General features: G+C 65.5%; 16 protein-coding genes, 3 tRNA genes and 1 pseudogene. 15 read left to right on the top strand and 5 right to left on the bottom strand.

Annotated elements, in window-relative coordinates:
- The first annotated feature begins 118 nt into the window (after positions 1 to 118).
- The 14 genes from DPR14_RS18500 (at position 119) to DPR14_RS28360 (ending at position 17,209) form a co-directional block, all read left to right on the top strand.
- Positions 119 to 204, top strand: a tRNA-Tyr gene (locus tag DPR14_RS18500).
- 76 nt (positions 205 to 280) lie between these two features.
- A tRNA-Gly gene (locus DPR14_RS18495) sits at positions 281 to 354 on the top strand.
- A 90-nt stretch (positions 355 to 444) separates the two neighbouring features.
- The gene (gene tuf / locus DPR14_RS18490) at positions 445 to 1,635 is read left to right on the top strand and encodes an elongation factor Tu (protein ID WP_192499022.1); all 1,191 of its coding nucleotides are present in this window, start codon (positions 445 to 447) and stop codon (positions 1,633 to 1,635) included.
- Between the two features lie 155 nt (positions 1,636 to 1,790).
- Positions 1,791 to 1,866, top strand: a tRNA-Trp gene (locus DPR14_RS18485).
- Between the two features lie 166 nt (positions 1,867 to 2,032).
- A complete protein-coding gene (gene secE / locus DPR14_RS18480) occupies positions 2,033 to 2,182 on the top strand; it encodes a preprotein translocase subunit SecE (protein WP_246148307.1) in 150 nt (49 codons plus the stop codon).
- A 4-nt stretch (positions 2,183 to 2,186) separates the two neighbouring features.
- Positions 2,187 to 2,717, top strand: a complete 531-nt coding sequence (nusG, locus tag DPR14_RS18475; RefSeq protein ID WP_158046465.1) for a transcription termination/antitermination protein NusG — start codon at positions 2,187 to 2,189, stop codon at positions 2,715 to 2,717.
- A 142-nt stretch (positions 2,718 to 2,859) separates the two neighbouring features.
- Complete coding sequence (rplK, locus tag DPR14_RS18470) at positions 2,860 to 3,288, top strand: 50S ribosomal protein L11 (RefSeq protein WP_158046464.1); 429 nt, start codon at positions 2,860 to 2,862, stop codon at positions 3,286 to 3,288.
- 5 nt (positions 3,289 to 3,293) lie between these two features.
- On the top strand, positions 3,294 to 4,010 hold the full coding sequence (gene rplA, locus DPR14_RS18465; RefSeq protein ID WP_158046463.1) for a 50S ribosomal protein L1: 717 nt from the start codon (positions 3,294 to 3,296) through the stop codon (positions 4,008 to 4,010).
- 299 nt (positions 4,011 to 4,309) lie between these two features.
- The gene (gene rplJ / locus DPR14_RS18460) at positions 4,310 to 4,840 is read left to right on the top strand and encodes a 50S ribosomal protein L10 (RefSeq protein ID WP_158046462.1); all 531 of its coding nucleotides are present in this window, start codon (positions 4,310 to 4,312) and stop codon (positions 4,838 to 4,840) included.
- 48 nt (positions 4,841 to 4,888) lie between these two features.
- The gene (rplL, locus tag DPR14_RS18455; protein WP_158046461.1) at positions 4,889 to 5,263 is read left to right on the top strand and encodes a 50S ribosomal protein L7/L12; all 375 of its coding nucleotides are present in this window, start codon (positions 4,889 to 4,891) and stop codon (positions 5,261 to 5,263) included.
- A 261-nt stretch (positions 5,264 to 5,524) separates the two neighbouring features.
- Entirely contained in the window at positions 5,525 to 9,715 is a 4,191-nt protein-coding gene (gene rpoB, locus DPR14_RS18450; protein WP_158046460.1) for a DNA-directed RNA polymerase subunit beta, read from the top strand.
- A 181-nt stretch (positions 9,716 to 9,896) separates the two neighbouring features.
- Positions 9,897 to 14,090, top strand: coding sequence for a DNA-directed RNA polymerase subunit beta' (rpoC, locus tag DPR14_RS18445; protein ID WP_158046459.1), 4,194 nt, complete (start codon positions 9,897 to 9,899; stop codon positions 14,088 to 14,090).
- A gap of 98 nt (positions 14,091 to 14,188) precedes the next feature.
- Positions 14,189 to 16,147, top strand: coding sequence for an O-linked N-acetylglucosamine transferase, SPINDLY family protein (locus tag DPR14_RS18440; RefSeq protein ID WP_158046458.1), 1,959 nt, complete (start codon positions 14,189 to 14,191; stop codon positions 16,145 to 16,147).
- Between the two features lie 72 nt (positions 16,148 to 16,219).
- A complete protein-coding gene (locus DPR14_RS28360; RefSeq protein ID WP_192499021.1) occupies positions 16,220 to 17,209 on the top strand; it encodes a DUF1186 domain-containing protein in 990 nt (329 codons plus the stop codon).
- A 9-nt stretch (positions 17,210 to 17,218) separates the two neighbouring features.
- On the opposite strand, the gene DPR14_RS18430 is transcribed toward DPR14_RS28360, so the two are convergent.
- Together DPR14_RS18430 and DPR14_RS18425 are read right to left on the bottom strand one after the other, a co-directional pair.
- A complete protein-coding gene (locus DPR14_RS18430) occupies positions 17,219 to 18,055 on the bottom strand; it encodes an Hpt domain-containing protein (protein ID WP_246148305.1) in 837 nt (278 codons plus the stop codon).
- A 53-nt stretch (positions 18,056 to 18,108) separates the two neighbouring features.
- Positions 18,109 to 18,654, bottom strand: a complete 546-nt coding sequence (locus tag DPR14_RS18425) for a hypothetical protein (RefSeq protein ID WP_158046457.1) — start codon at positions 18,652 to 18,654, stop codon at positions 18,109 to 18,111.
- A gap of 183 nt (positions 18,655 to 18,837) precedes the next feature.
- Between DPR14_RS18425 and DPR14_RS18420 the strand changes: the two genes are divergently transcribed.
- Positions 18,838 to 19,539 (top strand): PRC-barrel domain-containing protein, encoded by a 702-nt coding sequence (locus tag DPR14_RS18420; RefSeq protein ID WP_158046456.1) that lies wholly within the window; start codon positions 18,838 to 18,840, stop codon positions 19,537 to 19,539.
- Positions 19,540 to 19,585: 46 nt separating this feature from the next.
- On the opposite strand, the pseudogene hemA reads toward DPR14_RS18420, so the two are convergent.
- From hemA to DPR14_RS18405, 3 genes and pseudogenes are all read right to left on the bottom strand, one after another.
- A pseudogene (gene hemA, locus DPR14_RS18415) lies at positions 19,586 to 20,802 on the bottom strand (5-aminolevulinate synthase).
- 200 nt (positions 20,803 to 21,002) lie between these two features.
- Entirely contained in the window at positions 21,003 to 22,394 is a 1,392-nt protein-coding gene (locus DPR14_RS18410) for an aspartate aminotransferase family protein (protein WP_158046455.1), read from the bottom strand.
- Positions 22,395 to 22,534: 140 nt separating this feature from the next.
- Complete coding sequence (locus DPR14_RS18405) at positions 22,535 to 24,007, bottom strand: hypothetical protein (protein WP_158046454.1); 1,473 nt, start codon at positions 24,005 to 24,007, stop codon at positions 22,535 to 22,537.
- Positions 24,008 to 24,406: the final 399 nt, after the last annotated feature.

The raw sequence follows: 24,406 nt of genomic DNA, 5'->3' as shown, positions 1-24,406 counted from the left end.
CCGACTTTGCCCCGGCTCGAATTACGACGCCAGCGTTGAGTTCGGCCATCTTTAGCCGTTGACAATGGGAGCGAAATTACCATAGTGCGCATCTCCGTCCCGGGCGACCGGGGCGGTTGGAAGGGTGGCCGAGTGGTTAAAGGCAGCAGACTGTAAATCTGCCCGCGATAGCGTACGCTGGTTCGAATCCAGCCCCTTCCACCATCTCTGCCATCATGGCCGGATCCTCCGGCCGGGATCGGCAGACCGGTGTCGATGGCGCCGTCAGGAAATGGTTCGGGCGGGTGTAGCTCAATGGTAGAGCTCCAGTCTTCCAAACTGGTGACGAGGGTTCGATTCCCTTCACCCGCTCCATTCCTGGACGACGACGGCCGCCGGCTCCGGTACATGTGGTTTTTGATCTTCGGATGGATGTCGGCTAAAGCCGCGGGGACAGAAAGAGCGATGGCGAAGGCGAAATTTGAGCGGACCAAGCCGCACTGCAACATCGGCACGATCGGTCACGTCGACCACGGCAAGACCTCGTTGACGGCCGCGATCACGAAGGTTCTGGCCGAATCGGGCGGTGCGACGTTCACCGCATACGACCAGATCGACAAGGCGCCGGAAGAGAAGGCCCGCGGCATCACGATCTCGACGGCGCACGTCGAGTACGAGACGGCCAACCGCCACTATGCCCACGTCGACTGCCCGGGCCACGCCGACTACGTGAAGAACATGATCACGGGCGCCGCGCAGATGGACGGCGCGATCCTGGTGGTGTCGGCGGCCGACGGCCCGATGCCGCAGACCCGCGAGCACATCCTGCTGGCCCGCCAGGTCGGCGTCCCGGCGATCGTGGTGTTCCTGAACAAGGTCGACATGGTCGACGACCCCGAGCTGCTGGAACTGGTCGAGCTGGAAGTGCGCGAGCTGCTGAGCAGCTACGACTTCCCCGGCGACGACATTCCGATCGTCCACGGTTCGGCGCTGATGGCGCTGGAGGACAAGAGCCCGGAGATCGGCAAGGAAGCCGTTCTCAAGCTGATGGCCGCGGTCGACGAGTACATCCCGCAGCCGGAGCGTCCGGTCGACCGTCCGTTCCTGATGCCGATCGAGGACGTGTTCTCGATCTCGGGCCGCGGCACCGTGGTGACCGGCCGCGTCGAGCGCGGCATCGTCAAGGTCGGCGAGGAGATCGAGATCGTCGGTCTGAAGAACACGGTCAAGACCACCGTGACCGGCGTCGAGATGTTCCGCAAGCTGCTCGACCAGGGCCAGGCGGGCGACAACATCGGCGCGCTGCTGCGCGGCACCAAGCGCGAGGACGTCGAGCGCGGCCAGGTGCTGGCCAAGCCCGGCTCGATCACGCCGCACACCGTGTTCAAGGCCGAGGCCTACATCCTGACCAAGGAAGAGGGTGGCCGGCACACGCCGTTCTTCACCAACTACCGTCCGCAGTTCTACTTCCGGACCACCGACGTGACCGGGATGGTGGCGCTGCCGGAAGGCACCGAGATGGTGATGCCCGGTGACAACGTCGCCATGACCGTCACCCTGATCGCCCCGATCGCCATGGACGAAGGCCTGCGCTTCGCCATCCGCGAGGGCGGCCGCACCGTCGGCGCCGGCGTCGTCGCCAGCATCATCAAGTAAGGTTCCGCGGATCTGGCCGCCGCCGGAGAATTATTTTCCGGCGGCGGGCTTTTCGCTGGATTGTTGCCGAAGGATCCGATAAAACCCCCCGCCACCCCGAAGTCGAGGCGCTAGCGTCGTCGGCGTAGGGACAAAGTCCGGCGGACGGGCGCCGTAGGAGTGTAGCTCAATTGGTAGAGCACCGGTCTCCAAAACCGGGGGTTGGGGGTTCGAGCCCCTCCACTCCTGCCACTCTTGGCAGGCGGACATCCGAGCAGGCGATGACGGCACAAGCCGTGACGATCTGAATTTCTGGCCGGCGCCTCGATGGCGACGGCTGTACTTAAGTGAGACTGGCGGCCCAACCGCGATGGCTAAAAAGAACCCTGCAGAATTCGCTCGCGAAGTCCGGCGCGAGGTGGCCAAGGTTACCTGGCCGACGCGCAAGGAAACGACGATCACCTCCGGCATGGTGTTCGTGATGGTCATCGCCGCGTCCCTGTTCTTCCTGCTAGTCGATCAGGTGCTGGCGCTGGGCGTCCGCACGATTCTCGGCCTGGGGGTCTGAAGCCATGGCGATGCGCTGGTACGTCGTTCACGTCTATTCGGGCTTCGAGAAGAAGGTCGCGCAGGGTATCCGCGAGAAGGCCGCCCAGAAGGGCCTCGCCGAGATGTTCGAGGAAATCCTGGTGCCGACCGAGGAAGTGGTCGAGGTTCGCCGGGGCGCCAAGGTCAACGCCGAGCGGAAGTTCTTTCCCGGCTATGTCCTGGTGAAGATGGAACTGACCGACGAGTCCTGGAGTCTCGTAAAGAACACGCCGAAGGTTACCGGCTTCCTGGGCGGCGGCGGCAAGCCGCAGCCGATCAGCCAGTCCGAGGCCGAGCGGATCATCTACCAGGTCCAGGAGGGCATCGAGCGGCCAAAGCCGTCGATCACCTTCGAGGTCGGGGAGCAGGTCCGGGTCAACGACGGCCCCTTCACCTCCTTCACCGGCATGGTCGAGGAAGTGGACGAGGAAAAGGCCAGGCTCAAGGTCGCGGTGTCGATCTTCGGCCGCTCCACTCCGGTGGAACTGGAATACGGGCAGGTCGAGAAGATCTGATCCCGGTGTCGGGACGCCTCGGCGTCCCGGCGGCATTGTGCGGGAGGCTCGCCATGGCCGAACCGCGCGCCCTGCAACCCTGCGGTGACTGTTCCGAGGGTTGCGACATGGTCCGCCGAGGACCATTTCAAGAGGTACTACGATGGCAAAGAAGATTATCGGTTATATCAAGCTCCAGGTGCCGGCCGGCAAGGCCAACCCGTCGCCGCCGATCGGTCCGGCGCTGGGTCAGCGCGGCCTGAATATCATGGAGTTCTGCAAGGCGTTCAACGCGCGGACCGCGGACCTGGAGGTCGGCATGCCGATCCCGGTCGTGATCACCGCGTTCGGCGACCGTACCTTCACCTTCGTCACGAAGACCCCGCCGGCGACCTACTTCATCAAGAAGGCTGCGAACATCACCAAGGGCTCGCAGACGACCGGCAAGGGCTTCATCGGCCAGATCACGATGGACCAGATCCGCGAGATCGCCCAGACGAAGATGGTCGACCTCAACGCCAACGACGTTGACGGCGCCGCCAAGATGATCGCGGGCTCCGCCCGTTCCATGGGCCTGGAAGTGGTGGAGTAAAGACCATGGCACGTATCGGAAAGCGTCTCAAGAACGCCTACCAGGGCATCGACCGCGACGGCTTCATGCCGCTGGAAGAGGCCCTCCGGCTGATCAAGTCCAAGGCGACCGCCAAGTTCGACGAGACCATCGAGGTCGCGATGAACCTGGGCATCGATCCCCGCCACGCCGACCAGATGGTCCGCGGCATGGTCACGCTGCCCAACGGCACCGGCAAGACTGTCCGCGTCGCCGTGTTCGCCCGCGCCAACAAGGCCGAGGAGGCCCTGGCAGCCGGCGCCGACATCGTCGGTGCGGATGACCTGGCCGAGAAGATCCAGGCCGGCGAGATCAACTTCGACCGCTGCATCGCCACCCCGGACATGATGGCCGTGGTCGGCAAGCTCGGCAAGATCCTCGGCCCGCGCGGCCTGATGCCGAACCCGAAGCTGGGCACGGTGACCCCGAACGTGACCGAGGCCGTCAAGTCGGCCAAGGGCGGTTCGGTCGAGTTCCGCGCCGAGAAGACCGGCATCGTGCATGCCGGCGTCGGCAAGGCCAGCTTCAGCGACGACGCGCTGCTGGAGAACATCCGGGCCTTCGTCGGCGCGATCAACCGCGCCAAGCCAGCGGGCGCCAAGGGCCAGTATATCGAGAAGATCTCGCTCAGCTCGACCATGGGTCCGGGCGTGAAGCTGGATCTCTCGACCATCGCCGCGGCGGGCACCACCGCCAACGCATAAGGGACATGGCGGCGGAACCGGGTGACCGGAACCGCCGCCGTCAGGACGGTGTCCGCACCGTCCGCCCTGTCCGAGACTGCAGGTGCCGGTCCGCCGGCCTAAAATTCGCCTGCATAGACGGGAGTTGCAACCGATTACCGGACGGGTCAGGCCCCGGCCGGCACTGACGGCTTGAACTTCTGGGACAGGTAAACCGGGACCGTTCCCCCACTCACTCGGGGAAGGGTTCCAATTGTCTGCACGGCAGGGGCTTCCTCAAGGTCGAGGGTGCCCATGCCATTTAGCAACGGAGACGATCCGTGGACCGCACTCAGAAGGAAGAGACGGTCGCGGCGTTGCACTCTGCGTTGCAGGATACCGGTCTCGTCGTCGTCACCCAGCAGAGCGGGATGACGGTGGCCGAGGTAACGGACCTGCGCCGCAAGATGCGCGCTGCGGGCGCCAGCTTCAAAGTGACGAAGAACCGGCTCGCTCGCATCGCCCTCAAGGGTACGCAGTTCGAAGGTTTGGACGGGTTGTTCAAGGGGCCGACCGCGGTCGCCTACTCGAAGGACCCGGTCGCGGCCGCCAAGGTGGCCGCCGACTATGCCAAGGGCAACGACAAGTTCAAGATTGTCGGCGGCTCTCTCGGCACCCAGACCCTGGACATCGAAGGTGTCAAGGCGCTCGCGTCCTTGCCGTCGCTCGACGAACTGCGCGGCAGGCTCCTGGGCATGATCAGCACTCCCGCGACCCGTATCGCCGGCGTGCTTCAGGCTCCGGGTGGCCAGGTGGCCCGCGTTCTCGCGGCCTATGCCGATGCCCAGAACAAGCAGGACGAGGCGGCTTAAGCCTCCTTACGATCTAAACAGAAGTTCAAGCTCAAAACGGAGTTCAAAATGGCTGATCTGGCCAAGCTGGTTGACGACCTGTCCGCTCTGACCGTCCTCGAAGCGGCCGAGCTGTCGAAGATGCTCGAAGAGAAGTGGGGCGTTTCCGCCGCCGCTCCGGTGGCTGCCGCCGCCGCCGCCCCGGCCGCCGCCGCCGCGCCGGTCGAGGAGCAGACCGAGTTCAACGTGATCCTCTCCGCCGCCGGCGAGAAGAAGATCAACGTCATCAAGGAAGTCCGCGCCATCACCGGCCTGGGCCTCAAGGAGGCGAAGGACCTGGTGGAAGGCGCTCCGAAGGCGGTCAAGGAGGCCGTGTCCAAGGACGAGGCCGCCAAGATCAAAAAACAGCTTGAAGAAGCGGGCGCGACGGTCGACATTAAGTAAGACCGTCTTGCTGAACGACAGAGTTCATATTCAAGCGCTTGACGACGGCCTGCTCCCCGAGAGGGGGGCATGCCGTCGAACGGCGTTGTATGCGTTTTCTGGCGGGAGTTGTATGGTGCCCGGTGTCTGCCGCGCAGCGTATGACGACGGACATGACACAGTATACGGTGCGCAACCTTCCGTAAGGTTAACGGAAAGGCTGCGGCACCGATTCGCGTCCCTTGGGGACGCACAAATCGGATGAGTCTACGAGGGGCATCCATGGCCAAATCCTTTACGGGACGTAAGCGCGTTCGCATGAGCTTCGGGAGGATCCCCGAGGTAACCCGCATGCCCAACCTCATCGAGGTGCAGCGGAGCTCCTACGATCACTTCCTCCAGATGGACGTCCCGCCCGAACGCCGCGGCAATGTGGGTCTGCAGGAGGTGTTCCGGTCTGTTTTCCCGATCAAGGACTTCTCCGACCGCGCCGTGCTCGACTTCGTGAAATACGAGCTGGAACAGCCGAAATACGATGTTGAAGAGTGCCAGCAGCGCGGGATGACCTTCGCGGCGCCGCTCAAGGTGACCCTGCGCCTCAGCGTCTTCGACGTCGAGGAGGAAACCGGCCTCCGTTCGATCCGCGATATCAAGGAGCAGGACGTCTACATGGGCGACATGCCCCTGATGACGGCCAACGGCACCTTCGTGATCAACGGCACCGAGCGCGTCATCGTCAGCCAGATGCACCGCAGCCCCGGCGTCTTCTTCGACCACGACAAGGGCAAGACCCACAGCTCCGGCAAGTACCTGTTCGCCGCCCGTGTCATTCCCTACCGCGGTTCCTGGCTGGACTTCGAGTTCGACGCCAAGGACCTTGTGTTCGTCCGTATCGACCGCCGCCGCAAGCTGCCGGCCACCACGCTGCTGTTCGCCCTGGACAGCGCGGAGACGGCCGCCCTGCGCGAGCAGCGCGGACCCCAGGGCCTGCAGCCCTACGAGGCCCAGGGCATGTCGAAGGAGGAGATCCTCGGCACCTTCTACGACAGCATCGTCTACGAGCGGGCCGCCAACGGCTGGAAGACCCCGTTCAACGCCGATCGCATGAAGGGCATCAAGCTGGTCGGCGACCTGATCGACGCCAAGACCGGCGCCGTGATGGCCGAGGCCGGCACCAAGATGACCCCGCGGGCGATCCGCAAGCTGGTCGACCAGGGCCTGGAAGAGCAGCTCGTCGCGACCGAGGAGCTGGCCGGACGGTACTTGGCCGCCGACCTGATCAACGAGAAGACCGGCGAAGTCTTCCACGAGGCCGGCGACGAGCTGTCGCTGGTCGACATCGAGAAGCTGGAGAAGGCCGGGGTCAGCTCGATCCCCGTGCTGGCGATCGACCATATCAATGTCGGCTCGTACATCCGCAACACGATGGCGGCGGACCGCAACGCGTCCCGCGAGGACGCGCTGATCGACATCTACCGGGTCATGCGGCCGGGCGAGCCGCCGACGCTGGAGTCCGCGGAGGCGCTGTTCAACGGCCTGTTCTTCGACCAGGAGCGCTACGACCTGTCCGCGGTCGGCCGCGTCAAGATGAACGCGCGCCTGGGCTTCAAGACCGACGACCAGGTGCGGGTGCTCCGCAAGGAGGACATCCTCTCGATCCTCAAGGTGCTGGTCGAGCTCAAGGACGGCCGGGGCGAGATCGACGACATCGATCATCTCGGCAACCGCCGGGTCCGCTCGGTCGGCGAATTGATGGAGAACCAGTACCGCGTGGGATTGCTGCGCATGGAGCGCGCGATCCGCGAGCGCATGAGCTCGGTCGAGATCGACACGGTGATGCCGCACGACTTGATCAACGCCAAGCCGGCCGCCGCCGCCGTGCGCGAGTTCTTCGGGTCGTCGCAGCTCTCCCAGTTCATGGACCAGACCAACCCGCTGTCGGAGATCACCCACAAGCGGCGCCTGTCGGCCCTCGGGCCGGGCGGTCTGACCCGCGAGCGGGCCGGTTTCGAGGTGCGCGACGTGCACCCGACGCACTACGGCCGAATCTGCCCGATCGAAACGCCGGAAGGCCCGAACATCGGCCTGATCAACTCGCTGGCCACCTACGCCCGCGTCAACCAGTACGGCTTCATCGAGAGCCCGTACCGGAAGGTCGTGGACGGCAAGGTGACGGACGAGGTGGTCTATCTCTCGGCGATGGAGGAGGGCCGCTACACGGTCGCCCAGGCCAACGCCGAGCTGAACGAGGACGGCAGCTTCGTCGAGGACCTGGTGTCCTGCCGTCAGGGCGGCGAGTACCTGATGTTCCGTCCCGAGGCGATCAGCCTGATCGACGTGTCGCCCAAGCAGCTGGTGTCGGTCGCCGCGGCGCTGATCCCGTTCCTGGAGAATGACGACGCCAACCGCGCGCTGATGGGCTCGAACATGCAGCGGCAGGCGGTGCCGCTGATCCAGTCCGACGCGCCGCTGGTCGGCACCGGCATGGAAGCGACCGTCGCCCGCGACTCCGGCGTGGCGATCGCGGCCCGCCGGTCAGGCGTGATCGACCAGGTCGACGCCACCCGCATCGTGATCCGCGCCACCGAGGAGACCAATACGGCCGCCCCCGGCGTCGACATCTACAACCTGCTGAAGTTCCAGCGGTCGAACCAGAACACCTGCATCACCCAGCGTCCGCTGGTGCGCGTGGGTGACCGGGTGCAGGCCGGCGACATCATCGCCGACGGCCCTTCGACCCAGCTGGGCGAGCTGGCCCTGGGCCGGAACGTGCTGGTCGCGTTCATGCCCTGGAACGGTTACAACTTCGAAGACTCGATCCTGATCTCCGAGCGGATCGTGAGCGACGACGTCTTCACCTCGATCCATATCGAGGAGTTCGAGGTGATGGCCCGCGATACCAAGCTCGGCCAGGAGGAGATCACCCGCGACATCCCGAACGTCGGCGAAGAGGCCCTGAAGAACCTCGACGAGGCGGGCATCGTCTATATCGGTGCCGAGGTGAAGCCGGGCGACATCCTGGTCGGCAAGGTGACGCCGAAGGGCGAAAGCCCGATGACGCCGGAAGAGAAGCTGCTTCGCGCCATCTTCGGCGAGAAGGCGTCCGACGTGCGCGACACGTCGCTGCGCCTGCCGCCCGGCGTCGCCGGCACCATCGTCGAAGTCCGCGTCTTCTCCCGCCGGGGTGTCGACAAGGACGAGCGCGCGATGGCGATCGAGCGCGCCGAGATCGAGCGACTGGCCAAGGATCGCGACGACGAGCGCAAGATCCTGGAGCGCAGCTTCTACGGCCGTCTGCGCGAACTTCTGGTCGGCCAGAAGGCCGTCAGCGGCCCCAAGGGCTTCCGCACCGGTGCCGACATCGCCGAAGCCGATCTCGCCCCCCTGACCGGCGGCCAGACCCGCCAGATCAGCGTCGAGAACGAGCAGGTGATGGAGACCATCGAGCAGGTCGGCAAGGTGTTCGACGACTCGATCGACGCCCTGCAGGCCCGCTTCGAGAACAAGGTCGAGAAGCTGCAGCGCGGCGACGAGCTGCCGCCGGGCGTGATGAAGATGGTCAAGGTCTTCGTCGCGGTGAAGCGCAAGCTTCAGCCGGGCGACAAGATGGCCGGCCGGCACGGCAACAAGGGCGTGATCTCCAAGATCATTCCCAAGGAAGACATGCCGTTCCTGGAAGACGGCCGTCAGGTAGACATCGTGCTGAACCCGCTGGGCGTGCCGTCGCGCATGAATGTCGGGCAGATCCTGGAGACCCACCTGGGCTGGGCCGCGGCCGGGCTCGGGCGCCAGATCGACCAGATGGTCCAGACCTACCGTTCGGCGTCCAAGCGCAGCTCCGACGACGGCATGATTAAAGTCATCGCCGACCTGAAGGAGAAGCTGAAGGCGGTCTACGGCAAGGCCTACGACACCGATGTCGCCGACCTGTCGGACGACGAACTGCTGGAACTGGCGGGTAACCTGCGGATCGGCGTCCCCTTCGCGACCCCCGTCTTCGACGGTGCGCGGGAGGACGACATCTGCCGCATGCTGGAGATGGCGGGCCTGGACAAGTCGGGCCAGAGCAAGCTGATCGACGGCCGGACCGGCGAGACCTTCGACCGCAAGGTGACCGTCGGCTACATCTACATGCTGAAGCTGCACCACTTGGTGGACGACAAGATCCACGCCCGTTCGATCGGTCCCTACAGCCTGGTTACCCAGCAGCCGCTGGGGGGCAAGGCCCAGTTCGGCGGGCAGCGGTTCGGCGAGATGGAGGTCTGGGCTTTGGAAGCCTACGGTGCCGCCTACACCTTGCAGGAAATGCTCACGGTCAAGTCCGACGACGTGTCCGGCCGTACCAAGGTCTACGAGGCGATCGTCCGCGGTGACGACAACTTCGAGGCTGGTATTCCGGAATCGTTCAACGTCTTGGTCAAGGAGCTGCGTTCGCTCGGCTTGAATGTCGAGCTGAACCAACGGGCCTACTGACCCGAAGGGTTCCGGGCGGTCGCGGCGATTGCCGCCTCCGTCCGCGCCCGCCCGGCCCGTTCCCATCCGGAACGCGACCGGTGGACTGCTGTTCGAGACATAATCAGACGGCGGATACCTCGATTTCCATCCGCCGCTCTCAGCCGGCCCAAGGGGTCGGCCCCGCTTAGGGGAGAGGTTCATGAACGAGTTGATGAATATTTTCGGCCAGGTCCAGGGCCCGCAGAGCTTCGATCAGATCCGTATCTCGATCGCGAGCCCTGAGCGGATCCGCTCCTGGTCCTTCGGCGAGATCAAGAAGCCGGAGACCATCAACTACCGTACTTTCAAGCCGGAACGCGACGGGCTGTTCTGCGCCCGCATCTTCGGTCCGATCAAGGATTACGAGTGCTTGTGCGGCAAGTACAAGCGCATGAAGTACCGCGGCATCATCTGCGAAAAGTGCGGCGTCGAGGTCACCCTGTCCAAGGTGCGCCGCGAGCGCATGGGCCATATCGAGCTGGCCTCGCCGGTGGCGCATATCTGGTTCCTGAAGTCCCTGCCGAGCCGCATCGGCCTGCTGCTCGACATGACGCTGAAGGATCTGGAGCGGGTCCTCTATTTCGAGAACTACGTCGTGGTCGAGCCCGGCCTGACGCCGCTGAAGCTTCACCAGCTTCTCGGCGAGGAGGAGTATATCTCCGCCCAGGAAGAGTACGGCGACGACTCGTTCGAAGCCAAGATCGGCGCCGAGGCGCTGGGCCACATGCTGTCCCAGATCGACCTGGAGCAGGAGCGCATCACCTGCCGCGACGAGCTGCGCGAGACCAACTCCGAAGCCAAGCGCAAGAAGCTGGTCAAGCGGCTGAAGCTGATCGAGGCGTTCCAGGAGTCCGGCTCCCGGCCGGAATGGATGATCCTCAACGTCATCCCGGTCATCCCGCCCGAGCTGCGTCCGCTGGTCCCGCTCGACGGCGGCCGGTTCGCGACCTCGGACCTGAACGACCTGTACCGCCGCGTGATCAACCGGAACAACCGCCTGAAGCGCCTGATCGAGCTGAAGGCGCCGGACATCATCGTGCGCAACGAGAAGCGCATGCTGCAGGAGGCCGTCGACGCCCTGTTCGACAACGGCCGCCGCGGCCGCGTCATCACGGGCGCCAACAAGCGTCCGCTGAAGTCGCTGTCCGACATGCTGAAGGGCAAGCAGGGCCGGTTCCGCCAGAACCTGCTCGGCAAGCGCGTCGACTATTCCGGCCGTTCGGTCATCGTGGTCGGTCCGGAGCTGAAGCTGCACCAGTGCGGCCTGCCGAAGAAGATGGCGCTTGAGCTGTTCAAGCCCTTCATCTACGCCAAGCTCGAACTGTACGGCATGGCCTCGACCATCAAGGCGGCCAAGCGCATGGTCGAGAAGGAGCGGCCGGAGGTCTGGGACATCCTCGAGGAGGTCATCCGCGAGCACCCGGTCCTGCTGAACCGCGCGCCGACCCTGCACCGCCTGGGCATCCAGGCGTTCGAGCCGACGCTGATCGAGGGCAAGGCGATCCAGCTGCACCCGCTGGTCTGCACCGCCTTCAACGCGGACTTCGACGGCGACCAGATGGCGGTCCACGTGCCGCTGTCGCTGGAAGCCCAGCTCGAAGCGCGCGTCCTGATGATGTCGACCAACAACATCCTGTCGCCCGCCAACGGCAAGCCGATCATCGTGCCCAGCCAGGACATCGTCCTGGGCCTGTACTACATCACGATGGACCGGGCCGGCGAGAAGGGCGAGGGCATGGCCTTCGCCAACATCGGCGAAATCCAGCAGGCCCTGGACGCCAAGGCGGTCACCCTGCACGCCCGCGTCAAGGCGCGCTACAAGACCATCGACGACGAGGGCAATCCCATCACCGTGCGGGTGGAGACGACCCCGGGCCGCATGCTGCTGTCCGAAATCCTGCCGCGCAACAAGATGGTCCCGTTCTCGGTCATCAACCGCCTGCTGACCAAGAAGGAGATCACCAACGTCATCGATCTGGTCTACCGCCACTGCGGCCAGAAAGAGACGGTGATCTTCGCCGACCGCCTGATGAAGCTGGGCTTCGGCCACGCCTGCCGCGCCGGCATCTCGTTCGGCAAGGACGACATGGTCATCCCGCCGGAGAAGCAGGCGCTGGTCGCCGACGCGCAGGAGCGGGTCAAGGAGTATGAGCAGCAGTACCTGGACGGCCTGATCACCCAGGGCGAGAAGTACAACAAGGTCGTCGACGTCTGGTCGGACACCACCGAGAAGGTGGCGAACGCGATGATGGACGTGATCAAGAAGGACCGTCCGGGCCAGGGCATCAACTCGGTCTACATGATGGCGCACTCCGGTGCGCGTGGCTCGGCCGCCCAGATCAAGCAGCTCGCCGGCATGCGCGGCCTGATGGCCAAGCCGTCGGGCGAGATCATCGAGACGCCGATCATCTCCAACTTCAAGGAAGGCCTGACCGTGCTGGAGTACTTCAACTCCACCCACGGCGCCCGGAAGGGCTTGGCCGACACCGCCTTGAAGACGGCGAACTCGGGCTACCTGACCCGTCGTCTGGTCGACGTGGCGCAGGACGCGATCATCGTCGAGGTCGATTGCGGCACCACCGACGGCATCACCGTCAAGGCCGTGATCGAGGGCGGCGAGGTGATCTCGCCGCTGGCCGACCGGATCCTGGGCCGCACCACGGCCGTCGAGCTGAAGAATCCGCTGACCGGCGAAGTCGTCGTCGGCGCCGGCCAGCTGATCGACGAGGCGCTGGTAGACACGGTCGAGCAGGCGGGCATCGACTCGGTGCTGATCCGCTCGGTCCTGACCTGCCACACCCGGGACGGCGTGTGCGCCAAGTGCTACGGCCGCGACCTGGCCCGCGGCACCCTGGTGAACGTCGGCGAGGCGGTCGGCGTCATCGCTGCCCAGTCGATCGGCGAGCCGGGCACCCAGCTCACCATGCGCACCTTCCACATCGGCGGCGCCGCCCAGCGCGGTGCCGAGCAGTCCTCGGTCGAGGCGGCGTTCGACGCGACCCTTCAGATCAAGAACCGCAACGTGGTTCTGAACTCCGAGGGCGTGCCGGTCGTCATGGGGCGGAACTGCGAGCTGGTGCTGGTGGACGACCAGGGCCGCGAAAAGGCGCGTCACCGTATTCCCTACGGTGCCAAGCTGCTGGCGGCCGAGGAAGAGAAGGTCGAGCGCGGACGCAAGCTGGCCGAGTGGGACCCATACACCCTGCCAATCATCACCGAGCGCGAGGGTATCGCCAACTACGTCGACCTGATCGAGGGCGTGTCCGTCCGCGAGGTCATGGACGAGGCGACCGGCATCTCGAGCAAGGTGGTGGTGGACTGGCGGCAGCAGCCACGCGGTGCCGACCTGAAGCCGCGCATCACGCTGCGCGACGAGACCGGCGACGTGGTCAAGCTGCCGAACGGCATGGAAGCGCGCTACTACATGTCGGTCGATGCCATCCTGTCGATCGAGAACGGTGCCCGCGTGCGGGCGGGCGACGTGCTGGCCCGCATCCCGCGCGAAGGCTCCAAGACGCGTGACATCACCGGTGGTCTGCCGCGCGTGGCCGAACTGTTCGAGGCTCGCCGCCCGAAGGACTTCGCGATCATCTCGGAGACCGACGGTCGGGTCGAGTTCGGCAAGGATTACAAGACCAAGCGCCGGATCGTGGTCGTCCCCAACGACGAGAGCGACCAGCCCAAGGAGTACCTGATCCCCAAGGGCAAGCACATCTCGGTCCAGGAAGGCGACTATGTCCAGCGCGGCGACCTGCTGATGGACGGCAACCCCGTGCCGCACGACATCCTGGCGGTCATGGGTGTGGAGGCGCTGGCCGCCTACCTCACCAATGAGATCCAGGAGGTCTATCGGCTCCAGGGCGTGAAGATCAACGACAAGCACATCGAGGTGATCGTCCGCCAGATGCTGCAGAAGGTCGAGATCGAGGACGCCGGCGACACCACCTTCCTGGTGGGCGAGCAGGTGGACCGTCAGGAGTTCGACATCGAGAACGAGAAGGTCATCGCGGAGGCGGGCGCCGACGGCGTGCAGCTCCGCGCGGCGAAGGCGCGGCCGGTGCTCCAGGGCATCACCAAGGCTTCGTTGCAGACCAAATCGTTCATCTCCGCCGCGTCGTTCCAGGAAACCACCCGCGTGCTGACCGAGGCCGCCGTTTCGGGCCGCGTGGACAACCTGGACGGCCTGAAGGAGAACGTGATCGTCGGTCGCCTGATCCCGGCCGGTACCGGTTCGGTGGTCAACCGCCTGAAGCAGATCGCCGCCGAGCGCGACCGGGAGACCACCCCGATCGAGCACGATGGCAGCGAGAGCGTCATGCCGGGCCTGCCGGAAAGCCGGCCCAACGTGGCGTAAGCCGCGGGACCGACGCCAAGCATGAGTAAAAGGCCGCTCCGGGAAACCGGGGCGGCCTTTTTTCATTCGAGCCCGATCGGGCGGGGAGGACCGGAAGCATGGGATCGACATCGGCCATGAGCCTGGAGGACGCGCTCGTCCTCCACCGCGCCGGCCGGCTGGGCGAGGCGGAAGCCGTCTATCGGATCCTTCTTGCCGCCCATCCGGGCCATGCCGACCTTCTCCGGTTCTTCGGACTGCTGCGCCACCAGCAGGGGCAAGCCGACGTGGCGCTCGAACTGCTGGAACGGGCGGTCGCCCTGTGCCCGGATTCGGCGGACGGGCGGCGGACGCTGGCGTTGCTGCTGGACAAGCGAGGAGACCGGGACGGCGCGCTTTCCCACTATCGCGCGGCGGCCGGGCTCGTTCCCCACGATGCGGGCGTGTTGAACGATTTCGGCTGCGCCCTAATGGAAGCCGGGCGCCTGCACGATGCCGCCGGCGTGCTCGAAGGCGCGGTAATGGTGGCGCCGGAGCATAGCCATGCGCTCGCCAACCTCGCCACGGTTCTGAGCCGCCTGGATCGGACCGGGGAAGCCTTGGCCTTCGCCCAGCGCGCGGCCGCGCTCAGGCCCGACCATGCGGCGACCTATACCACGCTCTCCATCGTCCTGGCTTCCTCGGGTCTGGTCGGGCGGGCGGTCGATGCCGCGCGGCGCGCGACGGCGATCGATCCGGTCGATGCCTCGGCACTGGTGCAACTGGGCAATGTTCTGATCGATGCCGGCGATCCCGATGCTGCCGTCCACACCTATGCCCGGGCCATGGAACTGCAGCCGGATCATCGCGGCGCCACGGAGAACCGGCTCTACGCCCTCCATCTCTCGCCCACGGTCGACGACGGGGAACTCGCCACGCAACTGCGCGTCTGGGGTGCCGGCATGTCCCGCCTGGCTGAACCCCGGCCGGATCGAGGGCGCGACCCCGATCGGCGGCTCCGTGTCGGTTATGTCTCCGCCGATTTCGGACGGCACCCGGTTGGCTGGTTCCTCTCACCGGTCTTGCCGAACCATGATCGGGCGGCGGTGGAAATCCATGCCTACTCCGGCCGGGTGGTCGAGGACGAGGTGACCGATCACTTGCGCCGGCACTGCGATTCCTGGGCCGCGACCGCCGACATGGACGATGCGGCGCTCGCCGGGCGGATCCGGGCGGACGGTATCGACCTGCTGGTCGATCTCTCGGGCCACACCGCCCACAACCGCCTCGGGGTGTTCGCCCGGACGCCGGCTCCGGTCCTTGCCACCTGGGGCGGGCTGATCGGCACGTCGGGCCTCCCCGCCATGGACTGGCTTATCGGCGATCGCCGGCAATGCCCGACCGCGGCGGAGGAGCTTTATACCGAGCGGATCGTCCGGCTGCCCGGGGGATACGTCCCTTACGGACCTCCCGCCTATGCCTCTCCCGTGGCGCCGCTGCCGGCCTTGGGCTCGGGCCATGTCACCTTCGGCTGCTTCAACCGGCTCGCCAAGGTCCAGGACGGCGTCATCGCCCTCTGGGCCCGGGTTCTCGATGCGGTGCCCGGCAGCAGCCTGTTCCTCAATACCCGGGAGCTCCGGTGCCCCGGCTTGCGCGACCGGGTCGCGGCGCGCTTCGGGCGTGCCGGAATCGGTCGGGGCCGGCTGGAGCTGGGGCAGGGCGGCGGACATGCGGACATGCTGGCGGCCTATGCCGGAGTCGACATCGCCCTGGACCCGTTTCCCTACTCGGGCGGTCTCACGACCCTGGAGGCACTGTGGATGGGAGTGCCCGTCGTCACCTTGCCGGGCCGGCGGTTCTGCTCCCGGCACAGCCTGAGCCATGTGACGGTGCTGGGTCATCCGGAATGGGCTGCGGCCGATGCGGACGACTATGTGCGGATCGCCGCCGCGCTGTCGCGGGACCGTGAGGCCCTTGCCGGCCTGCGGTCCGGTCTTCGCGAGCGCATGGCCGCTTCGCCGCTGTGCGACGGCGCGGCCTTCACCCGCGGTCTGGAAGCGGCATACCGCATGATGTGGCGGCAACACTGCGCAAGTTGAGGATAAATGTCGCGAGGGACTTCACCCCGGCCGGCTTGCTGCTAAACTGCGGCCGGCGCAAAGGGGGAAGCCATGGAGAGCGAGCAGATCATCGCTGCACTCAAGGAAGCAACGACCGTTCCGGTCGAAGCCGTTCGCGAAGCCACGTCCCGGCGCGACGAGATGGTTCCGATCCTGACCGGGGTCGTCGCGCGAGCGGCTGACACGCCGATGGCGGCGCTTGCCGGGGAAGACGGCCTGCTGTTCCTGGCTGTGCATCTGCTCGGTTCCTGGCGCGCGACCTCGGCCTATCGGACAGTCGCGGATCTGCTGGCGCAGGACGCCGGTAAGATCGACACGCTGCTGGGCGATGCCGTCACCTTGACGATCCACCGCGTGATGTTCAATCTGTTCGATGGCGACCCGGGCCCGTTGATGGATCTCGTCGAGAATCCGGCCGCGGACTGTCATGTCAGGCGCCGCATGCTCGATACCATGGGCATGCTGACGGCCGCCGGCCGGATCGAACGGTCCGTCATGTCGGACTATCTTCTCCGCCTGCAGGGCAATCTGGCCGGTGACGGCGATGGGATCGTATCGTCCGGTTGGGCGGAACTGATCGCCCAACTGGGCTTCGCCGAGCTGCGCGGCGCGGTCGAGCAGAGTTTCTGTGCCGGGATCGTCGATCCGCAGTTCCTGTCGCGCGAAGACTTCGAGCGGATGCTCGCCGATGCCCAGGCCGGGGACCTGATGGTCGGAGTCGGCGACGAGTTCCGCCCGTTCGGCGATATCGTCGCCGAACTCGGGGGCTGGACGGTCCGCGACGACTGGGACGACGAGGCCGGCGAAGAGGAGATCGAGCAGGAGGTCGCCCGGATCGCCCAGACCCTGCGCTTGCGCGAACCGGCGCTGGCGGGGTGGGATGCACCCGGATCTTCCGCAATGGCTTTCCCGGGTATGCCGTCCATCGGTGTCGGCGGCCAGCAGACCGTCTTGAACCCGTACCGGTATGTTGGCCGCAACGACCCCTGTCCGTGCGGCAGCGGCCGGAAGTTCAAGAGGTGCTGCGGCCAGTGGAGATGAACGGACGCGTCAGCCGAGGTTGAATCGCGTGATGGCGCCGGCGAAATCATCGCCGAAATGGGTCCCGACCCGGATCACCGCGATGCCGTCCGGCACATCCTTGATGACGGTGTCGAGGCTGGTCAGCAGAGCCATCGGCACGTCCCGGGTGGGGGACATGGCGCGCAGGCCGCGCAGCAGGTCGAGGCCGCCCAGACCATCCATCACGGCCGATGCGATGATCATGTCCGGCGGCATCCGGACCGCCAGGGCGATCGACTCGATCGGATCGCGGACGATGACGGTTCGAAAACCGCAGGCCGCCATTTCGGTGCTGACCAGCTTGCTCACCACCTTGGACGGCGTCACCAGCATGATCTCGACGTCGTGCACCTCGATGTCGGTGATGTCGAACTCGTAGCGGACGGGCAGGGTGCGGATGATCTGGTTGGTCGTCGCGACGTCGGGAAGTTCTTCCCGGTCCACGGCCTGGGCGAGCCGGTCGGCGAACCGGGTGACATCCTCGATCTGGCGCTCGTTCAGCCGGGTGAGATTGCCGCCAAGGTAAGTCTCGAGGCGGTGCGCGATCAGGTTGACGAGCGGGAATCCGCAGGAGGCGCCGATTCCGCGAAGTTTGCTGGCTTCGCGCCGGAGGATCATGAGAGCCTCGTCGTCGGCCAGCAGGCTGTTCGCCCGTTTGTCCAGCGTCTGGTAGACAATATCGAGACGATCCTGCGCATCGTCCTTGAATTCGACACGCAGTTGATCGGCTAGGTCGTCGGCATCGAGATTGACTGACATCGGGTGAATGGCCACGGCGCTGGGAAAAGGGAGTACATCATAACCCTTTTGATGCGCATTTGGCACTACCCGTCTTGTGCTAGGCCTACCGGCGAAGCTTCCAGCCGCCCAAGGATAGATCAGGTCCGGTCGTACAGATCCTGGAACCAGCGCAGCCGGGCCTCGACCTGGGCGATGTCATGGTCCAGCCACTCGGTCAGATGGCCGGGGTCGCCCTCATGATAGCGCCGCAGATCCTGCAGGCGCGCCAGTTCCGTCTCGTACATGCTGGCGAGCAGGTCGATCTGCTCCTGCTGGTCCTCCTTGTCGAGAAGATGGAGGAAACGGAGCTTGAGCGTGATCACCAGCTTGTTCAGATCGTCGGACGACGGGGCGCGGACATTGGCCCGCATCAGGGTCTCGAACTCCCGGCGGCCGGCCTCGGTCACCGACAGTACCGCGTTGTCCTCCATGCCGGTGCCGTCCAGCGCCTCGATCGAGCCGTCATAGCGCAGCAATTCCAGCGACGTTCCCATCAGGTCGAGCGACGGGCCGACGATGCGGCTGGTGAAATGGCGAAGTGCGCCGGCCAGATCAGCATAGCGCAGGGACCCCGCCTGGGCGAGCGTTCCGAGTACGGCGAGGCGCACGGCCTCTTTCGGCATCAGTGAATTGTCGCGATACATGGTGCCACTCCCCCGGAAGGTTCCAACGGCTCACCATGGAACATAGTGCGTCCCTGCCGATAAGTCCATAGTTGCCTTTGCGACGCAATCTCAACTTGCCGGCGGATGGAAGAGCGGCACGGAACGCCGCACGGCAACGCCCTGTTGGATAAGGTAGCAGATTCACACTACATGGAGACCATCGTGTCCCTCAAATCACTCCTGGCGGCGACCGCGATCCTGACGACCCTGGGCACCGGGGCTTATGCGCAGGATACGCCGGGCATGGGCGGCCGCCCGACGACCGACCAGATGGAAGGTATCCAGACGCCGGAAACCCTGCCGGCCGGCCGGCAGATGGGCGGGCCGGACGGGACCCAGCAGGCAACGCCGGCCGATCCGAAGGTTCAACCGCAGGGAGCCCGCCAGCCCGCCGTCGGCGGCCAGGAAGGCGATACCGCGGCGACCAACGTGACGCCGCCGGCGGGTTCCGGAGGCAAGACCCGCGACGGCGGGACTCCCCAGGCCGATGCGGGCTCCGACACGGAGCGTCCGGCGGCGCTCAACACGACCGAAGCGCAGTCGCCGACGCATTCCCGCGGCGGTGGCGGTCTCGCGGCCAACCAAGTCTATACCGAGGACTTGGCGAAGATGTCCGTCGACCTGTCCGACAAGGAGGATTTCGGCGATGTCGCGGGCACTGTCCTCAACCTGGAGACCGGCAGCATAGACACCCTGCTGGTCAGCACCGGCGGGCTTTTGGGGGTCATCGGCGACAGCATCTTCGAGGTGCCCTGGGACAAGGTTGCCGGGGTGGACAAGCGGGCCCAGACTATCCGCGTCAACGCCACCCAGGCTGAGATCCAGCCCCAGACCGCCGAGGATCAGGCGGGCCAGAGCAACTGATCCCCGACGGCGGAAGCTGTCGGGAAGGCGGTCCGACCCTCCCGGGTCAGGCCGCCTTTTTCAGTTCCAGCCGGCTCCAGACGTCGAGCAGCGCATCGACCAGATGGTCCATGTCGCCGTCCGTGTGGAGCGGGCAGGGGTGATCCGCAGCCGCTCGGTGCCGCGCGGGACTGTCGGATAGTTGATCGGTTGGACGTAGATGTTGTGCCGCTCCAGCAGGTCGTCGCTCGCCTGCTTGCACAGGCGCGGATCGCCGACGAGCACCGGAACGATATGGCTGACCGACGGCAGCACCGGCAGGCCGGCGCCCAGCAGCCGGCGCTTCAGCGTGGCGGCCCGCTCCTGGTGGGAGGCCCGCTCGGCCTGGCTCTGCTTCAGGTGACGCACGCTGGCCAGCGCCCCGGCGGCGATCGACGGGGTCAGCGAGGTGGTGAAGATGAAGCCTGACGCGAAGCTGCGCACCACGTCCACCAGGGCGGACGACGCGGCGATATAGCCGCCCATCACGCCGAACGCCTTGCCCAGCGTGCCCTCGATGATGGTCAGCCGGTGCATCACGCCGTCCCGCTCCGCGACGCCGGCGCCGCGCGGGCCGTACATGCCGACGGCATGTACCTCGTCCAGGTAGGTCATCGCGCTGTGCTTGTCGGCGACGTCGCACAATTCGGCCAGCGGAGCGATGTCGCCATCCATGGAATAAACGGACTCGAACGCCACCAGCTTCGGCCGGTCGGCCGGCAGCCGGCTCAGCAGTTGGTCCAGGTGCTCCGGGTCGTTGTGGCGGAAGACGTGTTTCTCTGCGCCCGACTGGCGGATGCCCTCGATCATCGAATTGTGGTTCAGCGCGTCGGACAGGATCACGCAGTTGGGCAGCAGCTTGCCCAGCGTGCTGAGCGTCGCTTGGTTCGAAATGTAGCCCGACGTGAACAGAAGGGCCGCTTCCTTGCCGTGGAGGTCGGCCAGCTCGCGCTCCAGAAGGACATGGTAGTGGTTCGTGCCGGAGATGTTGCGGGTCCCGCCGGCACCGGCGCCGCAGGTCTCCAGCGCCTCGTGCATCGCCCGCAGCACGGAGGGATGCTGGCCCATGCCGAGATAGTCGTTGGAGCACCAGACCGTGACTTCCTGGACGGTGCCGCTCGCCCCGTCGTAACGCTTCGCCTTTGGGAAATTGCCCGCCCGGCGTTCCAGATCGGCGAAGACCCGGTATCGGCCTTCACGCTTCAGATTGTCGATCTGGGTCCGGAAGAAGGCTTCGTAATCCATGGCGCGTGATCCGTAGGTTCTCTTTTTTCAACAACGTGTCAGAATTCGACACTTTATGGAACATGTAAATCGGCAGTCGGCCGATGCAGCGTGGCACCGTGTCGCGGTGGCCCGGACCGGCCGGGCCGCCGCGAAAAACTAGACGATTCAGTCCACCCGGCATTGATCCTGGTCAAAAGGATCCTGCTTAAAGGCTGCCGTCAGGCGACGGCGGCCAGGCCCTTCTCCGTCACCATCGCGAGCGTGTCGTCGAGGGCCTTGCCGAATCGTTCGACCAGGTCGTCCAACTCGGACGGGCTGATCACCAGCGGCGGCGAGAAGCCGATGGTGTCGCCCATGGCGCGGACGATCAGGCCGTGCTCCTGGGCGAACCGGGAGACATGGCCGCCGATCGCCAGCTTGGGGTCGAACGGGGCCTTGGTCGCCTTGTCCGCCACGATCTCGACGCCCGCGATCAGCCCGATCCCGCGGACCTCGCCCACCAGGGGATGGCCCGCGAACCGGCGCAAGCCATCCTGCAGATGGGGTGCCACCGCCCGGACATGGCCCACGATGTCGCATTCCTCGTAGATCTTCAGGGTCTCCAGTGCTACCGCCGCGGGCACGGGATGGCCGGAATAGGTGTATCCGTGGCCGAAGGTGCCGATCTTCTCCGACTGGCTGACCATGGCTTGGTAGATCGGCTCGGAGATCATGACGGCCGCGATCGGCAGATAGGCGGACGACAGCGCCTTCGCGACGGTGATGATGTCGGGCTTGAGGTTGAAGGTCTGGGTGCCGAACATCGACCCGGTGCGGCCGAATCCGCAGATCACCTCGTCGGCGATGAACAGGATGTCGTAGCGTTTCAGAACCGGCTGGATCCTGTCGAAATACGTGGCGGGCGGCACGATCACGCCGCCGGCGCCCATCACCGGTTCGGCGATGAAGGCGGCGATGGAGTCCGGCCCCTCGGCCAGGATCAGCTGTTCGAGCTGGTCGGCCAGGCGGATCGCGAAATCCTCTTCCGTCTCGCCTTCCTCGCCGTAGCGGTAGAAGTGCGGGCAGTCGGTGTGCAGGATTCCGGCGATCGGCAGGTCGAAGTCGCGGTGCAGGTGCGGCAGCCCGGTCAGGCTCGCGGCCGCCACGGTGACCCCGTGATAGCCCTTCTGCCGCGCGATGATCTTCTTCTTGTTCGGCCGGCCCAGCGCGTTGTTGTAGTACCAGACCAGCTTGACGACGGTATCGTTGGCTTCGGACCCGGAGTTGGTGAAGAAGACCTTCGACATCGGCACGGGCGCGATGCGGATCAGCGCCTCGGCCAGGTCGATGCCGGGATCATGCGCCTTGTGGCCGAAGGCATGATAGAACGGCAGCTTGCGCATCTGGCGAGACGCCGCCTCCACCAGCCGCTCCTCGCCGAAGCCCAGCGCGGTGCACCACAGGCCGGCCATCCCCTCGATATAGGCCTTGCCCGTGTCATCGAAGACGTGGACGCCGGCGCCCCGTTCGATCACCAGCGGTCCGACCTCCTCGTGGGTCTTCAGGTTGGTGTAGGGGTGCAGGTAGAACGCCTTGTCGCGGCTCGCCGCCGAATTGCCGACCTTGGTCATTTCTTGCTCTGTCCGTTCCGATCCGACTTGGTCCCTCGGATGAGATCGTACTGCGGCACCCCCTTGGCAACCAAGGAACTTCGGTGCGGGGCCGCCATGCGGGCTCTTGTCTCGGCATGGCGGCTTCAAGGGACCCGGTCCTACTTCTTGACGGCGGAGGACTGCTGCTGGGACGACACGACGTCCGCGATGGACCACAGGAAGTCGGTCTGCACCGTTCCGGCGAAGATCGGGTCGTTGCGGCCGATATAGAAGGTGGTCGCGTATCCCGTGCCGCTGCCGGTCCCGAAATTGACGGCGGCCAGGGCGTGGCAGGTCATGCAGTTGGTCTCCACGCCCACCTGTCCCGTCCAGGCGACGCCCGTGTTGGGATCGGTGACCTGCCGGCTGACGCTGAAGACCTCGGCATTGAATCCGGACTCCAGGTAAGGGTTGTAGGCGATCACGGGCTTGCCGTCGTTGTTGCCGCCGTTGACCGGCTGGTTCGGGCTGATCATCTGGTAGCCGATCGACATGGCGTAGTGGGCGGCCGGCATGCTCAGCGCCGCGGGCTGGGCCGACGCGATCGCGTCGCTGCTGGGCGACGGCGGGTTCATCGGCGCCGGCGTCCAGAAATAGGTCTGCCACGTCCATTCCGATATCTCGCGCGACGTGACATGCATCGCCATCAGCAGCAGATAGTCGCCGGCGGCGACCTTGTATCCCTCGGCGTTGAACGCGGCGACGTTGCTGGAGGTCACGGCATAGGCGATGAAGTCGCCGAGCCCGTAGGTCGCCGCCGCCGTCTGGCCGCCGCAGGTGCCGTCGATCCCGGTGGACGTGGATGCGCCCGGATTCGTGACGTCCACATAGACGCATCCGGGCCACGCCGTCTCGGGATAGCCCGAGGCCACGATATCGGCGGTCACGACCGGAGTGCCCGGCCAGGCCGGCATGGCGTAGTACTTGCCGCCGATCAGTTTGGACTGCGAGGCGATCTTGTAGACCGGCTTGATCGACACCGCCGTGACCGGGAAGGTCGGGATCTCCGCCTGGCCGGCCGTGTACATGGCCTGGATGGTCGACAGGACGAACAGCTTGTTGTCATTGATGAACTTGGCGGAGGTCGGGTCGTAGGCGACGGTCTCGAAGATCTGCGTGTCCGGCGTCACCGCCGTCGCGGCCCGCGCAGTCGCCTTGGACTTCTGCGCCGAGCTGTCGATCCCGAACTTCCGGAGCTGGGTGATCGGCTTCAGGCCCAGGCCGCGGCCCTGGCCGGACGCCGTGGTCCTGGCGGTGGCGTCGGTCGGCGTGGCCGGAGCCGTGCTCATGTTGACCAGGTCCTGCTTGGTCAGCCAGGTGAGATAGACCGGGGCATTGGCGATGCCATAGGCCGTCTGGGCCGTGGGGGCCGTCAGGGAAGCCCACAGGCCCCAGCCGTGCCGGTAGATCGCGGCCGTATCCGCGTTGTTGACGGCCGTGAGGAGCGCCGTTTCCGGAGCCGGGAACACGTAATCGGGGATCGCGGGGTTGGGCAGGGGAACGCCGTAAATGGGATCCGCCGCCTGGGCCGGAGCGGCGATCAGCGCCAATGTCGCGAGCAGGCACGCTGAAAACTTGTCGTGATACTTCATTAATAAAACTCCCGCGTAAGTTTTCAAAGTAGAAACACGTTTCAAGAGTTATAAACGTACAACGACTCAACGAAAAATAACATCAGGAATTCTCTCGGAAAATCCACGGGCTGATGAGGGGTGCCCCGTTGCCGCCGCCTGCGACGCGTCTCGACGATGAAGAATACCCGCTACCCCTTCTAGAGGAGTTGGTCAAAACCAATAATTGGTTGATGATCGACAGGGTTCCGGCTGAAAATGGATTTGCAGAGAACAGATATGAATGGAAACAGGGCAATGTAGGCTGCGCAATGTTCAAGGCTTGCGCACTCATGCCGATAAAAAATAGGCATAATGTTGATGTCGCAGGCAACTAGTGTTTGCTGAACCTTGCAAGTTCGCATTAGCCCTGTCTTGACA

Origin of the sequence: Skermanella pratensis (genome assembly GCF_008843145.1) — a bacterium.
GTDB lineage: Bacteria > Pseudomonadota > Alphaproteobacteria > Azospirillales > Azospirillaceae > Skermanella > Skermanella pratensis.
Note: the sequence above shows the minus strand (reverse complement) of the source record. Positions and strands in the feature narration are given on the sequence as shown.